This window comes from Aureimonas glaciei, from assembly GCF_014643375.1.
Taxonomy (GTDB): Bacteria; Pseudomonadota; Alphaproteobacteria; order Rhizobiales; family Rhizobiaceae; genus Plantimonas; species Plantimonas glaciei.
Genome location: NZ_BMJJ01000012.1, coordinates 166,870 through 181,469, shown reverse-complemented (window position 1 = coordinate 181,469; position 14,600 = coordinate 166,870). Strand labels below are relative to the sequence as shown.

The following is a 14,600-nucleotide window of genomic DNA, read 5'->3' as shown; positions in this document are numbered from 1 at the left end:
GCCACCCCATCGACCGGTCCTCCCAGCCAACAAAGTGTCACCCATCCATCCGGGCTGAAATGTCACCACTCTATCAGGGCAGGACATGCCGCGACCTTCTCCCCGTTGGGGAGAATCGGTGTCGACGTGGCGCCTGCTTGGAAGTCAGGGGCACCGCGATGGCTCCTGCATCGGGCGTCATCGCAGCCTTTTCATGTCGCAACGGGCAGCAACGGGCCCCTTGCCAAGGCTCCGCCGAAATGATGAAGTTAATTTCACCCAGATGAAGCCGGAGCGGGCCATGACCATGCATTCCCTCGTCGCCAGCCAGGATGCCGAGTGGCAGACGCGCGTCGAGCTCGCCGCCTGCTACCGGCTCGCCGCGCATTTCAAGATGACCGACCTCATCTACACCCACATCACCGCGCGGGTGCCGGGCGAGGAGGGCCGCTTTTTGATCAACCCCTATGGCTATCGCTGGGAGGAGATCACCGCCTCGTCGCTGGTCAAGATCGACGTCGACGGCAACAAGGTCGACGGCTCGGCGGCGCGGGTGAACCCGGCCGGCTTCACCATCCACAGCGCCATCCACGCCGCCCGGCACGACGCCACCTTCGTCATGCACACCCACACCCGCGCCGGCGTGGCCGTATCGTCGCTGCAGGAGGGGCTCCTGCCGCTGAACCAGATCGCGCTGCAGTTCTACGGCCGCATCGGCTACCACGACTATGAGGGCATCGCGCTCGATCACACCGAGCGCGACCGCATCGTCGCCGATCTCGGCCACCATCCGGCGCTGGTCCTGCGCAATCACGGTCTGATCGCCGTCGGCCGCTCCGCCGCCGAGATGTTCAACTCGATGTTCTATCTGAACGCCGCCTGCGAGATCCAGGTCGCGACATTGTCGATGGGCCGACCGCTGGTCGAGGTCTCGGATGCGGTCGGCCGTCGGGTCACCGAGCAGTTCGACCAGATGGCCTTCGACGACGGCGACCTTCAGCTCGAATGGGCGGCGCATCTCCGCACGATCGACGCCATCGACCCGTCCTACAAGAACTGAAGCAGGCAAGAACTGAGCTGGAAAAACGGACCGAATAGGTCCGACCTGACCATCATCGAACTGGCAAGACCTTTGGCTGCAGCCCCTCGGGCAGGAGACCACCGTGACCCTCGTCGACATGACCCCGCAGTTCGCCCCCTCCGCCCTCACCTGGACCCTGCCGGCCAAAGCCTATTCCAGCGAAGACACGTTTGCGCAGGAGCGGGCAAAAATCTTCACGAAGAACTGGATGCTGTTCTCCTGGTCGGAGAAGATCCCGAACCCCGGCGACTACGTCCGCGGCACGGTCGCCGGTTATTCCGTCTTCGCCCTGCGCGGCGACGACGGCGTGGTCAGGGCCTTCCACAATGTCTGCCGCCACCGCGGCGCCGAGCTCGTCGGCGGGGCCAGCGGGCATTGCGGCAAGCTGATCGTCTGCCCCTACCATTCCTGGGGGTTCGACCGTGCGGGCCTGTTGAAGCGCGCCCGCGATTTCGGCGGGGACCACAGCTTCGACCCGGTCGAATGGGGCCTCTACCCCGTCGACTGCGCGGAATGGCGGGGGCTCGTCTTCCTGCGCATCGAGCGCGGCGGCGAAAGCCTGCGGGAATGGCTCGGCGCCATCGACACCATGGCCGCCGACTATCCGCTGGAACAGCAGCACTATTTCATGTCGAAGGACCGCGACGTCGACGTCGACTGGAAGACCTACGGCGACAACTATCTCGAATGCTACCACTGTCAGACCATGCATCCGGGTCTCTGCGCCTCGATGGACATCAACCAGTACAAGATCGACGTCCATTACGACGAAAAGTTCTTCCACCTGCACGCCCCGGCGCGCGACGGCGGCCTGACCCGCGGCCTCTATTTCTACCGCTTCCCCGTGTTGATGCTGAACCTCTACGACTGGGGCTCCTCGATCGCCACGGTGGAGCCGCTCGGCCCGGGGCGCATCCGTCACATCAACTGGTATTTCTTCACCGACGTCTCGCCCGAAAAGGCGGAAGCCAATCGCCAGTCGGCCGAATGGTCGGCGCAGATCGTCTCGGAAGACATCGACATCATCCTCGGCGTCCAGCGCAACCTGAATGCCGGCGTCTACCAGCGCGGGCCCGTCTCGCCGAAATACGAGCATGGCGTTCTGGGTTTTCAGAACATGGTGAGGGATGCGCTGGCGGATCCCGCGCCGGCGGCGCGGCAGGTGGCGGCGGAGTAGACGCTAGGGTCGGGCAATTCGGACAAGCGGCGGCAGTTCGCCCCCCTCTGGGCTGCCGCCCATCTCCCCCTCTAGGGGGGAGATCGATCCTCGCCGGCGTCGCAGCTGCCGATCTCCCCCCTTGAGGGGGAGATGCCCGGCAGGGCAGAGGGGGGTGGACCGCCGCTACACGACAGAAACCGCCACCCTCAATAACTCGGCGGCGTGATCGCCCAGACCAGCTTCAGCTCGGTACTGCCGGAATTGCGGTAGCGGTGCGGGCGGGTACTGGCGAAGGCAAAGCTGTCGCCGGTGCGCAGATGGTAGCGTTCGTCCTCGACCCAGAGCTCCATCTCGCCCGCGAGTACCAGGCCCGCTTCCTCGCCTTCATGGGTGTAGGCCTCGGGCCCGGCGCCGGCGCCCGGCTGCAGGGTGCAGAAGAGGAGTTCCAGCGCGCCGTCGAGGTTCGGCACCAGAAGCTCGTCGGTGATGCCGAGGCTGGTCATCTCCATCTTGCGGCGACGGCCGGCGCGCACGACGACCCCGCCTTCCGCCTCCTCCGACGCCCCTGCCTCGGCGCGAAAGAACCAGCCGATGGTCACGCCCATGGTCTCGGCGATCTGCTGCAGCTGCCGGATCGTCGGCGTCGACAGGCCGCGCTCGACCTGGGAAAGATGGCCGACGGAGAGGCCGCTGCGGCTGGCGACGTCGGAAAGGGTGAGGCCGAGCCCCTTGCGTCGTTCGCGGATCAGCGGCCCGAGCACGGCGACCGGATCGGCGGCGGCGGCCTCGCCCGAAGGCGCCTCGCCGGCCGGCTCGGCGTCAGGCCGATGAAGATCCGTGGGCTGCTCGTTCACGAAAAACCCTTGCAACGGTGTGGAAAACGGAGGCGGACACGCTGGGCGGCGGCCGGGACGGCGGACGATTTTCACGCCGATGAATACACCCGGCCGAGCGGGGCTGGCAAGGCGCGGGGAGGCTGCCGCGGCGTGGGAGGTGAACCGTGGATGCAGGGATTGGGAGACTCAGGTGTAATCGGGCGCAAACGGTGAAGCCTGTTCTTCTCCCCTCCGGGGAGAAGGTCGCGGCAGCGGGATGAGGGGCGGCGCAGCCGGCACCGTCTCAGGAACAGACCGGCAGCGTCGATCGCCTTCGGCGCCCCTCTTCGGCCTGCCGGTCCCTTCTCCCCGGAGGGGAGAAGAAGAGCGTCGCCGTCGCTCCCTATCCCGGCACGCGGCGCAGCGCCTGGGCCATGCAGTGGATGCCGCCGCCGGTCTTGGAGATTTCCGACATGTCGACCTCGGCGACCTCGAAGCCGAGCGCCTTCAGGCGGCCGATCAGCACCTGGCTCGAGCGCGGCGCGATGACCCTTGCCTTGCCGAGCGACATGAAGTTGCAGCCGAGATCCATCGTGTCGCGGAAGGGCACGTCGATGATCTCGTGGCCCTTGGCCTTCAGCCAGTCGACGATGCCTGGCTCGGTGGAGTCGAGGCAGACGGCGGTGAGCTTCTCGGCGATCGGCACCACCATCAGGTCGATGTGGACGTAGAACTCGTCGAAGAAGGCGAGCCGCGTCTCCCATCCCTCCTTCCTGAACCATCCCTCGACCTGCCGGGCGCCCTCCTCCTGCGTGCGCGCGCCGCCGCAGCCGATCAGCACCACGCCGTCCTCGATGACGTTGAAGTCGCCGCCCTCGAAGGTGCCTGATGTGACCATGTCGTAGATCGGGATGCCGAGTTTTTCGTAGGTGCGGATGGCGGCGTAGTTCTCGCCGCGCCGCCACCAGTCGGCCATGGCGGTGATCACGGCGCCATAGGGCGTCATCACGCTGGAATCGCGGGCATAGACCTGCATCGGCAGTTCCGGCTCCGGCGCGTGCCGGTGGATCGTGACGCCAAAGCTTTCATAGGCGGCGACGAGGTCCTTGTGCTGCGCCTGGGCGATCTGGATGTTGCACGGGTTCTCGCGCAGGTGTTTTCGCGACAGCGAACTGGTGGCGAGGTGGCGGAGATGCGCCGGCGAGCCGAGCAGCACATCGGTCAACACATCCGTCTCGTTGCGGAAGCCGAACGCTTCCAGCCTCGGGGTGCCGCCCTCGGGGCGGCGGCGCTGGAGGGAAAAGCCTTCGTCGAAGGATTCGTGGCGCGTCATCGGCTCGGCTCCATCCCGAAAATCCGCTTGTCTCCCTCCTGCATAAGCGGTGAAATGCGCGGGCGAAAAGCGATGAATTTTGCCGCTTGGCGCAAATTCTGTTCACCGGAGGCCCCATGCGCATTCCCTCGACCCAGGCGCTGCGCTCGCTCGAAAGCTTTGCCCGGCATGGCAGCGTCTGGCGGGCCGCCGAGGAGTTGAACCTCACCCGCAGCGCCGTCAGCCACCAGCTACGCCTCCTCGAACGTGACCTCGGCTTCGACCTGCTCCGCCGCCTCGGCAAGGGCGTCGCGTTGACGCCGCAGGGGCGGCGCTATGCCGGCGACGTGCGCAAGGCGCTGACGCTGATCGGCGACGCCGCCATCCAGTATGGCGACCGCGGCATACGCGGCGCGCTCAACGTCAGCTGCACGCCGGGCCTCGCCTCGCTCTGGCTCTGCACCCATCTCGGCGAGTTCCTCGCGCTCTATCCCGACGTCGCGCTGAAGATCGCGACGCCCCGCCGGCTCGACGACGTTACCCATCCCGACATGGACCTGTTCATTGCCTTCGGCGACGGCGTCTGGCCCGGCCATTCGGTGGAACTCCTGGCGCAGGTGGAGTTTACCCCGCTGTGCAGCCCGGGCCTCCTCAACCGCATCGGCGGCATTGCCGTGCCGGAGGACATTTTTCGCGCGACGCTGCTGCATCTCGGCGACCATGGCGACTGGACGCAGTGGTTCGCGGCCGCCGGCTATCCCTCGCCGGAAAGCGAGACGGGCGTCGTGTTCTCCGACATGAACCTCGTCCTCGCCGCGGCCGCCGCCGGCCAGGGCATCGCCATGGGCGACGAGCTGACCTGCCGAGCCGCGCTCGATGCCGGCCAGCTCGTCCGCCCCTTCGATCTCGCCCTTCGCTCAGCGCGGGCGTATTATCTCGTGGTCGAGCACCACCGCACCGGCAACCCGGCCCTGCTCGCCTTCTGCGACTGGCTGCGCACCCGCCTGACGCAGAGTGCGCCAGGGATGCGGCCTGCTTAGAATCCTCTCAGACTGCGCCGCAATGCGCGCCACTGGGGTGAAGGAATTTTGCCGGAAGTCGCGAAATAGATCATTTGTCGTGAGGTTCGGCGCCGCCTAGTCTTTTCCAAACGGAAGGGCTCGCCATGCCAGCCACGCCAGAGGAAGCCGACGTCGAGGCGATCGGCATCGACAAGTCTTTCGGGACCTACCCGGCCCTGAAGGATGTTTCGCTGACCATCCGCGACGGCGAGTTCCTGACGCTGCTCGGCCCCTCCGGCTCGGGCAAGACCACGTTTTTGATGATCCTCGCTGGCTTCGAGGCGCCGAGCGCCGGCCGGCTGATGCGCGGCGGCCGGGACATCACCGGGATCTCCGCCGAGGAGCGCGCCTTCGGCATGGTGTTCCAGGGCTACGCCCTGTTCCCGCACATGACCGTCGCCGAGAACATTGCCTTCCCGCTGAAGGTCCGTGGCCGCCCCCGGGCGGAGATCGCCGAGCGGGTTTCCCGCATGATCGATCGCGTCGACCTCGAGGCCCACCGGAACAAACTGCCTGCCAAACTCTCCGGCGGTCAGCAGCAGCGTGTCGCGCTGTCCCGGGCGCTGGTGTTCGAGCCGTCGCTGCTGCTCCTCGACGAGCCCTTTTCGGCGCTCGACAAGCATCTGCGCGGGCTGATGCAGGAGGAGGTCCGCCGGCTGCACCAGGAGCTCGGCACCACCTTCGTCTTCGTCACCCACGACCAGAGCGAGGCGCTGTCGCTCTCCTCCCGCGTCGCCATCTTCGACCACGGGCGGCTCCTGCAGGTCGGCACCCCGCAGGCCGTCTACGAGAAGCCGGAAAACCGTTTCGTCGCGGAGTTTCTGGGCGAGATCAACTTTCTGCCGCTGACCGCCGTCGACCATGCCGACGCCTCCGCCAGCGGCCGGTTCGAGGACGTCCGGCTGTGCGCCCCGCCGCATGAAGTCGCCGGCCCCAATGCGATCCTCGCCGTCCGGCCGGAGCACCTGAAGCTCGCCAACGGCGTCCACTCCGACGCCGACAACGTCCTCGCCGCCCGCGTGACCTCGGCCACCTATCTCGGCCCGGCGACGCGCCTTGCGCTCACGACCGCCGGCGGCACGCCGCTGACTATCACGCTGCCGACCGAGCACGCCGGCGAGGCAGCGCTGAGAGAGGGCGGCGACATCCGGGTCAGCTGGCCGAAACACAAGGGATTCCTGCTGCCGCCGAATAGCTGACCTTTCAGAAATGAGATCCGCAACGCCACACCAAGGGGAAACGCCATGAACGAAGCCTTCCAGAAAGACTGCCTCGAAATCCTCGCGGCGAAGACCCGCCGCGGCGAGATCAGCCGCCGCCGCTTCACCCAACTGGCGGCGATGCTGCTCGGCGGCGCGCCGGGGCTCCTGCGTTCCGGCGGTGCCTTCGCGCAGGAAGTGAAGGATCTCGTTCTCGTCAACTGGGGCGGCGACGCGATCAAGGCCTATGACGAGGCCTATGGGAAGCCGTTCCTGGCCGAGACCGGCATCACCATCAAGGAAGACGGCACCGGCCCGACCGAGGGCGCCATCACCGCGCAGTTCAAGAGCGGCAAGCCGACCTGGGACATCGTCGACGCCGACCCCTTCTCGGCCATTTCGCTCGGCAAGCAGGGCATGATGGAGGAGATCGACTATTCCATCGTCGACAAGGCGAAGCTGCGGGACGGCTTCTTCTGGGACTACGCGCCGTCGACCTACTTCTTCTCCTACATCATCGCCTATGATTCCTCGCGCTTCGGCGACATGGCGCCGACCGGCATGGCGGACTTCTTCGACGTCGCGAAATTTCCCGGCAAGCGCTCGATGTACAAATGGGGCGCGGCGATGTGGGAAGCCGCGCTGATGGGCGACGGCGTCAAGCCGGAAGAACTCTACCCGCTCGACCTCAAGCGCGCGCACGACAAGATCGCGGCCTTCAAGGAAAACATCGTCTCCTACTGGGGCGGCGGTGCGGAGAGCCAGCAGGTGCTGCTCTCGGGCGATGCCTCGATGGCGCTGATCTGGTCGACAAGAGCCTCGATCCTCGAAAAGGATTCCGGCGGCTCGATCAAATTCATCTGGGACCAGGGCCTGATCTCGCCCGGCGCGCTCGGCGTCATCAAGGGCAATCCCGGCGGCAAGGACAATGCGATGAAGTTCATCGCCTCGACCCAGGATCCGAAGAAGCAGCTGGTGATGTTCGACATGCTGGGCCAGGGCCCGGCCAATCCGGCCGCCGACGCGATGATCCCCGAGGACAAGAAGCGCATCAACCCGATGGATCCGGCCAATGCCGGCAAGCAGGTGGCGCTCGACATGCCCTGGTACGCCGAGAACTATGGCGCCGCGCTCGACGAGTACACCAAGATCATCTCGGCCTGAGAGCGATCACCATGAACGGAAGAACGCCAGCCCGGACGGCCCTCCTTCTGATGCTGCCCTTGCTGGCGTTCCTCCTCTTCGCCTACATCGTCCCCTTCCTCGGCATCGCCCGGTGGAGCGTCACCGAGCCCGAGCCGGGCCTCACCCAATATGCCAAGCTCGGCAGCGACCCGCTGGTGCAGTCGGTGCTCCTGCGCACCTTCCGCATCGGTGCCATCGTGACCCTGTTCTCGGTCGTCGCCGCCTACATGATCACCTATGTCTGGGTGCGCGGAAAACGCTGGCAGCGGCGGCTGGCCGCATTCTGCATCCTCATCCCGTTCTGGATCTCGGTGCTGACGCGCGCCTTCGGCTGGCTGGCGCTTCTCTCCAACCGCGGGCTCCTCAACACCTGGCTGCAGGCCGCCGGCATCGTCAGCCAGCCGCTGGCCCTGACCGGCCAGGAATTCAGCGTCATCGTCGGCATGGTGCATTTCCTCATTCCCTTCGCCGTCTTCCCGATCGCGTCCTCGATGCGCGGGCTCGACGAGCGGGTGCTGCTCGCCGCCCGCGGCATGGGCGCCTCGCGGCTCCGGCTGTTCTGGTCGGTCTTCGTGCCGATGACGCTGCCGGGCATCGCCGGGGCGGCGCTCGTCGTCTTTGTCTTCGCCCTCGGCTTCTTCGTCACGCCGGCGATCCTCGGCGGCGGCCGCAGCGTGATGATGGCCGAGCTCGTCTACATCCGGATGTTCCAGAGCCCCGACTGGGGCCTTGGCGCCGCGCTCTCGGTGACGATGGTGGCGATCGTCGCCCTGACGATGGCGCTGCTGTTCAGATACGCCAAACCCGCTTTGGTCGGAGGCGCGAAATGACGGCCTCCCGCCCCGGCCCGGTGGCGCTCGTCCTCGGCGCCCTCGTCGCGCTGTTCCTGCTGATGCCCTTGCTCGCGGTGGTGCCGATCTCCTTCACGCCGGCCCGCTTCCTGTCGATGCCGAAGGGCACGCTGTCGCTGGTGCACTACCGCGCGCTGCTCGAAAATCCCGCCTGGATGGACAGTTTTCTCCTGTCGCTGCGCATCGGCGTCGTCTCCAGCGTCATCGCCACCGCGCTCGCCACCGCGTTCTCGCTCGGCATCTGGATGGTCCGCCCGCGTTTTGCCGCACTCCTCGTAGGCTTCGTGCTCCTGCCGATGATCGTGCCGCCGGTGGTTTCGGCGATGACGCTGTATTTCCTCCTCACCTCGCTGTCGCAGGTCTCCGAAACGATCGGCTACGACAGCTGGCTCGGCGTCGTTCTCGCCCATGTCGTGATGATCGTGCCCTTCGCCGTGGTGATGATCCTGGTGGCGCTCGCCGGCGTCGACCGGCGCATCGACCTCGCCGCGCGCGGTTTCGGCGCCTCGGTCGCGCGCCGCGCCTTCCACGTCATCCTGCCGAACATCAGGTTCGGCATCCTCACCGCCCTCCTCCTCACCTTCGTCATGTCCTGGGAGGAGATCGGCGTCACGCTCTTCGTCACCTCGGTCGACGCCATCACCCTGCCGCGGCTGATGTGGATGGGCGTGCGCGACAACATCGACCCGGCGGTCGCCGCCCTCTCCGTGGTGCTGATCGTGGTCACCGCCCTCATCCTCCTCGGCCGGATGCTCTTCGAGCGCGCCGACCCTTAAGCCTAATCTCTCGAAAGGACCTTCACATGGACGAGGTATTCGGCCGGCGCGACATGATCAGCCCCGCCCGGCTCAAGGTGCTCAGCGTGAAATCGGATGCGCGCGGCTTTATGCAGGTCGGCGGCCATCTCGGCGCACTGATGGTTACGGGCGTCGCGCTCGCGCTCACCTGGGGCACATGGTGGGCGGTGCCGGCGTTCGTCGCGCACGGCATCCTCATCAACTTCCTCTATGCCGGCCAGCACGAACTCAGCCACTGGACGGTGTTCCGGACCAAGAAGATCAACGAGGTGTTCGGCCGCCTGTTCGGCTTCGTCCTGATCTACCCCCGGGATTTCGACCAGATCCAGCATTTCGCCCATCACCGCTTCACCCAGGACTGGGACAATGACGGCGAGCTCGGCCGGCCGCGCTATACGCTGTCGTCCTACCTGCTCTGGGTGTTCGGCCCGACCTACTGGTACACGCGCGTGCGCCGAATCATCCGCTTTTCCCTCGGCATCGTCTCCGAGCACTACATCCCCGATGACCGCAAGCCGCAGGTGATCCGCGAGGCCCGCTGGCACCTTGCCGGCTACGTCGCCATCGCCGCGATCTCGCTTGCCACGGGCAGCTGGCTGGCGGTGCAGCTCTGGCTCCTGCCGATGCTGGCCCTGAAGCCGGTACACCAGTTGCAGAACACCATCGAGCATCTCGGCCTGCCGCATGTCGACGCGATCACCCAGAACACCCGCTCGACCCGGACCAATGCCGTGATGCGCTGGCTGTGCTGGAACATGCAGTACCACACCGCCCACCACGCGTTCCCCGGCGTGCCCTGCTACACCCTGCCGACACTGCACCAGGAGATCTTCGTCGAGAAGGACAGGAAGCCGCCGTCGATGACCTATCTCGGCTTCCAATGGGCGGTGGTGAAGGCGTTCTGGAACGGCCGCACCGAGGCCGACTATCCCGACGACCGGATCTGGATCAGCGACGACACCGATCTCGAGCCCGTGGCCCCCCGCCCCGCGGCCGCCGCGTGAGCCAGTTGCGCTTCTACCAGTCGCTCTGGGCAACGGAGCAGCGCCTGCCGGGCGTCGCCGAAGCGCCGATATCCGAGCGCTTCGACCAGGTGAAGGCGGCCGGCTTCGACGGCATGGCCATCGACCTCGGCGCCATGGACTTGGCGACCGCTTGGGCCGTGGTACCGGAGTTTGCCCGCTCGGGCCTCGCCGCCCTGCTGACCGCCTTCCCGCGCTCGATCGAAGAGTTGCGGCCGGCGCTGCATCTGGCGAAAGACATCGGCTCGCCCTTCGTCGTGGTGGTTGGCCAGGTCATGCCGGTCAGCGTCGACGGCATGATTCCGGTGATCCGCGAATGGCTGAAGATCTCGGAAGAGGAAAGCGTGCCGATCCAGTTCGAGACGCACCGCAACTGCATCACCAACGACCTGTTCGCGACCCTGCAGCTGATCGATGCCATCCCCGAAATGCGGCTCTCGGCCGACCTCTCGCACTATGTCGTCGACCGCGAGATGATGCTGCCGCTGGAGCCGGAACTGGCCGCCTACGTCTCCCGCCTCCTCGCCCGCTCCGATTCCTTCCAGGGCCGCATCGCCACGCGCTGCCAGGTGCAGGTCCCGATCGGCTTCCCGCAGCACAGACCCTGGCTCGACCTCTTCCTCTCCTGGTGGGACGAAGGTTTCCGCCACTGGCGCGCCCGCCCCGGCAACGAGCGGCAAGACCTCGTCTTCCTCTGCGAACTCGGCCCCCGCCCTTACGCGATCACCGGCGCGGACGACTGCGAACTCTCTGATCGCGGCGCCGAAGCGTTGGCCTTGCGCGAACTGGTCCGGGCGCGGTGGACGGGCCTGCTTTCGCCCTGAGACTCCCGGGGAAAGAAGCGGCAGCGCCTGTGAGCGACAGGACGCCTAAGCAACGCAGGAGAACTCTTCCGCATGGCGCCAACTGATCCAGGCGCCCCAAACAAAACGGCAGGTCACCGTGAGGTAACCTGCCGAGCCTGTCGTCACGCCTTGCCGAAGATTATCTTAGAACTCGATCTCGAGGCCGTTTTCGCAGAAGTCAAACTTGGCGGGCTCCGACTCGCTGCCGTCTGCATAGGCGGCCTTGACCCACTGCGAGCAGCCTTCGCTGTTTGTGCTCTGATCCCACACGAGATTGACCGTCGCACCCGGCTTGATGCCGCTGCCGATGTCGAAATAACCCCATTCGCCCTTGTTCTCGGAGACGAAGACTTCGGTGATGTTCGATTTTGTTGTATTGGTCGCGGTGAAAGAGAACTCTTCAGCTTGAGCAGCCGTGGCCATCATTCCGATTCCGGCGACGCCGAAAGAGATTGCAGCAACGCTCATGCGAACACTTTTAAGAATCATGCCCTGTCCTCCGATGCATAGGAAATCGATGCCCGCCCTTCTTGCATTGTCCAAAGGGAAAGTCGATGGGAATCGATATTCCACGACGCGCCAAACAAGGTCGGCCTTGGCAGCTTGATGATGCTGCTTTCGACCACTGGTCTCGATAGTAATGGATCCTGCCTATGTGCCACGCACGCTGGATCACCCCCTCCGGCTGAAGCAGATTGCCATCAGCGCGAGAGAACAGGCGGAGTTCGTCGCCGGCCCCAACGCAGGGACGGCGTACATGGTGGAAGCATCAGAACGAAAACTACTGCAGAATCCGCGATCTGCCGCCGTTTGTGGCTGTCACTCCCACTCGATTGTTTACGAGGCTTGTAATCATTTGATTTATCTCACTAAAAATATTTCTAGTCGCCGCCATACCGTCAGCCAACCCGTCAAAAAACAGCGCTTATGAAAACATTGGTTTTTTTCGCCCAATTCTCGAAAACTACCTTCCGCCATCTATCGGCACGCAAGCGAGGTTCCTTCATCCGCCCGCCCATCGCCCGCATCGCTCAAGCCTTCCGCTCGACCAGGCGACATGCGAGCTCCTGATCTGCCCAGGAGGTGGCGAAGGTGTCGGACACGACTTTCCACTTTCCTGCTGGGCTATGCATGCCATGGTGCTCCCCCATACAGGAGCACTGACATTCATCGCCGGTCGCGTTCCAACAGGCGGGCGCGCACTTCTCCTGCTCCCGATACGGCTGGACTATATAAACTTTGCCGTACTTCTCGAGACACTGCGCTACGAGAGCATTAAACCATGCCTGCGGAATTTCCCAAAAGCGGCGCTGCTGATCCCACTCCGGGTTCGATCGTCGCTCCTGGCGTATCCAGGCTCTGTTCTCAGGATCAAATGGCAGCCGCATACGAAGTCGGTGACCCGCCCCCCGCCTCAGCAGGACAGGGATTTCCTTCTGATTCCAGATGCGCCTCAGCCGTTCGGGTGTACCTTCATCCACGCTGAGCCTTTCTTACTATCCTACGCCTTGACCAGCCTAATGTCCGTACCGCGGTTTTCCGGGCCACGACGGACCACACCGTCAACAAGACGAAACAGAACACTTTCGAGTTCATGCGTTGGCAGATGTAGTGCCGCCGCAATATGGTCACGCGTGGTGCGCTCGTTCCATAGGGCACCCAGCACCTGAGGCCAGACGACAGAGCACTCTGGCTTCAGACCTTCAGGCTCGTGGGAGCGATATCCTCGCCGAGAAATCTCGATATTGAACGTCCGATTTTGCCATTCGCTGACGATGCCCATCTTGTTCAGTCGATACGTCAGAGCTGCTACCGAAACGCCCCATCGTTTCTTTGCTCGTATGAGTTCCTCCAACCCCGTGACGTAGCGGATGCGGCTTGCGAGGTCGTCTTGAGGCATGAGAAAGTGTGACGCGAATTGGTCCGCCTCGTTCTCGGCCTGCCTGCTGTCTTGCTGCTCACCGTGCCGGTGCATGACCAAATGTCCAAGCTCATGAGCAGCGTCGAATCGACTTCGCTCGGTCGATTTGAAGGTGTTCAGGAATACGAAGGGCTGCGAATTCCTCCAGCATGAGAAGGCATCGACGGTCTTGGTGTCCTCGCAAAGCGAAAAAACGCGCACACCCTTGGCCTCCAGTAGTTTCACCATGCTGGGAACGGGTTGCTGACCTAAGCCCCAATATTCGCGGACAGCCTGTGCTGCCGCCTCCGGCGTAGCGTCGGCGCGAAGATCCGGCACATCGGGTGCGGGGAGATTAAAACGCTCCTCGATCCAATCGTTAAAGAGGAACGCTATGGTACCGGCAGACAGCGCCGCATCGCGCTCACGCGCGGTCATCGACGTCAGGCTCCGAAAGCTCGCCGACTGGACCGGCAGGTCATCGAAATCGCCCGCGGAAAAGAACTCACGCGGGAAATCCAATACTCGTGAAAGCGCATTGAGGGTTTCTTCCTCAGGTTCATTCACGCCGTTTTCGAGCCGCGAAATCGTGATCGGCGAGACACCCACCGCATTGGCGAGCGAACGCGCGGTCATCTTTCGCCGCTTCCGGCCGAGTATGAGCCTACGATGATTAAACATGACAACGGTCAAATCTTACGCGAGACATTCACCTCAAATTCGACTGGCGGAGCTTCATCCGCGAGCGGGTCAGGGCTGTCCCATTCTCCCCTCTGCACAAGCAGAATACGCTCGTGAAACTGATCGAACTGCTCGTCATTGATTGCCACCGGGCACGAAAGTTCAGCCCGGACGTCCGGGCCAACGGCGTAGACGAACAAGTACCATGTGGCCGCCGTGATCTCTGCAACTTCCAGCTCGCGGACTTCTGGAAACAGGTCGTACTGACCGAGCTCGACGGCGCGCGCTGCGCCAGCGCCCTTTTTCGAAACCGCGATCGGGTCTGAAATGGGATCTCCCGCTCGCTCAGCATTCTGGTAGACAATCTTGATGCCGATCTCCTTATGAAAGATCGACTCGATGTTGTCGCGGCGACATATCTCCCAGCCCTGCGGCACGTATACTCGGCGCAGATGTTCCGTGCCTGCGAGATAGGCGAGCAGTCCGCCCGCGCTAAGAGGGTGGAAGGGCGTGGCATTCCGACGGGCACCGACCGCGGCGCGAACCACCTGGAGGAGCTCGTTCTTAGTCACGCCCAACTGCTCAAGGCGAGGAGCGACTTCAATTTCTTCCGCGAGGACCGCCATGAATAATCTGCCTTGTTAACTTTTCATCCCTCATTTGAGCAGAAAAAAGTTAGCACGTCAATTGCCCTTCAGTGATGGCTTGGAGCG

15 protein-coding genes are annotated in these 14,600 nt (G+C 64.3%); 10 read left to right on the top strand and 5 right to left on the bottom strand.

Translation table 11 applies throughout. The features are described 5' to 3' along the window. Positions 1-280 precede the first annotated feature (280 nt). Complete coding sequence (locus IEX88_RS21670) at positions 281-1,039, top strand: class II aldolase/adducin family protein (protein WP_188854564.1); 759 nt, start codon at positions 281-283, stop codon at positions 1,037-1,039. A 103-nt stretch (positions 1,040-1,142) separates the two neighbouring features. Beyond that, entirely contained in the window at positions 1,143-2,237 is a 1,095-nt protein-coding gene (locus IEX88_RS21665) for an aromatic ring-hydroxylating oxygenase subunit alpha (RefSeq protein ID WP_244640423.1), read from the top strand. A gap of 188 nt (positions 2,238-2,425) precedes the next feature. Here the strand turns inward: IEX88_RS21665 and IEX88_RS21660 are convergent, their stop codons facing one another. Together IEX88_RS21660 and IEX88_RS21655 are read right to left on the bottom strand one after the other, a co-directional pair. Then, on the bottom strand, positions 2,426-3,073 hold the full coding sequence (locus tag IEX88_RS21660; protein WP_244640422.1) for a cupin domain-containing protein: 648 nt from the start codon (positions 3,071-3,073) through the stop codon (positions 2,426-2,428). Positions 3,074-3,437: 364 nt separating this feature from the next. Beyond that, complete coding sequence (locus IEX88_RS21655) at positions 3,438-4,367, bottom strand: dimethylarginine dimethylaminohydrolase family protein (protein ID WP_188854563.1); 930 nt, start codon at positions 4,365-4,367, stop codon at positions 3,438-3,440. A gap of 116 nt (positions 4,368-4,483) precedes the next feature. Between IEX88_RS21655 and IEX88_RS21650 the strand changes: the two genes are divergently transcribed. From IEX88_RS21650 to IEX88_RS21620, 7 genes are all read left to right on the top strand, one after another. Then, positions 4,484-5,386 (top strand): LysR substrate-binding domain-containing protein, encoded by a 903-nt coding sequence (locus tag IEX88_RS21650; RefSeq protein WP_188854562.1) that lies wholly within the window; start codon positions 4,484-4,486, stop codon positions 5,384-5,386. Positions 5,387-5,511: 125 nt separating this feature from the next. Beyond that, the gene (locus IEX88_RS21645; RefSeq protein WP_188854561.1) at positions 5,512-6,606 is read left to right on the top strand and encodes an ABC transporter ATP-binding protein; all 1,095 of its coding nucleotides are present in this window, start codon (positions 5,512-5,514) and stop codon (positions 6,604-6,606) included. A gap of 45 nt (positions 6,607-6,651) precedes the next feature. After that, a complete protein-coding gene (locus IEX88_RS21640) occupies positions 6,652-7,770 on the top strand; it encodes an ABC transporter substrate-binding protein (RefSeq protein ID WP_188854560.1) in 1,119 nt (372 codons plus the stop codon). Between the two features lie 11 nt (positions 7,771-7,781). Then, positions 7,782-8,621, top strand: a complete 840-nt coding sequence (locus tag IEX88_RS21635) for an ABC transporter permease (RefSeq protein ID WP_188854559.1) — start codon at positions 7,782-7,784, stop codon at positions 8,619-8,621. Continuing rightward, positions 8,618-9,418 (top strand): ABC transporter permease, encoded by an 801-nt coding sequence (locus IEX88_RS21630; RefSeq protein ID WP_188854558.1) that lies wholly within the window; start codon positions 8,618-8,620, stop codon positions 9,416-9,418. The genes IEX88_RS21635 and IEX88_RS21630 overlap by 4 nt, the downstream gene beginning before the upstream one ends. 26 nt (positions 9,419-9,444) lie before the next feature. Next, positions 9,445-10,443: a fatty acid desaturase gene (locus tag IEX88_RS21625; protein WP_188854557.1), complete on the top strand. Its 999-nt coding sequence runs from the start codon at positions 9,445-9,447 to the stop codon at positions 10,441-10,443. Next, complete coding sequence (locus tag IEX88_RS21620; protein WP_188854556.1) at positions 10,440-11,285, top strand: sugar phosphate isomerase/epimerase family protein; 846 nt, start codon at positions 10,440-10,442, stop codon at positions 11,283-11,285. The genes IEX88_RS21625 and IEX88_RS21620 overlap by 4 nt, the downstream gene beginning before the upstream one ends. Before the next feature lie 165 nt (positions 11,286-11,450). Here IEX88_RS21620 and IEX88_RS21615 read toward each other — a convergent pair whose 3' ends face one another. Continuing rightward, positions 11,451-11,774, bottom strand: a complete 324-nt coding sequence (locus tag IEX88_RS21615) for a hypothetical protein (protein WP_210319317.1) — start codon at positions 11,772-11,774, stop codon at positions 11,451-11,453. A gap of 172 nt (positions 11,775-11,946) precedes the next feature. Here IEX88_RS21615 and IEX88_RS21610 point away from each other — a divergent pair, with 172 nt between their 5' ends. After that, positions 11,947-12,237: a hypothetical protein gene (locus tag IEX88_RS21610; RefSeq protein WP_188854554.1), complete on the top strand. Its 291-nt coding sequence runs from the start codon at positions 11,947-11,949 to the stop codon at positions 12,235-12,237. Positions 12,238-12,807: 570 nt separating this feature from the next. Here IEX88_RS21610 and IEX88_RS21605 read toward each other — a convergent pair. Together IEX88_RS21605 and IEX88_RS21600 are read right to left on the bottom strand one after the other, a co-directional pair. After that, entirely contained in the window at positions 12,808-13,887 is a 1,080-nt protein-coding gene (locus IEX88_RS21605) for a helix-turn-helix domain-containing protein (RefSeq protein ID WP_188854553.1), read from the bottom strand. 8 nt (positions 13,888-13,895) lie between these two features. Then, positions 13,896-14,513 (bottom strand): hypothetical protein, encoded by a 618-nt coding sequence (locus IEX88_RS21600; protein ID WP_188854552.1) that lies wholly within the window; start codon positions 14,511-14,513, stop codon positions 13,896-13,898. Between the last annotated feature and the right edge of the window lie 87 nt (positions 14,514-14,600).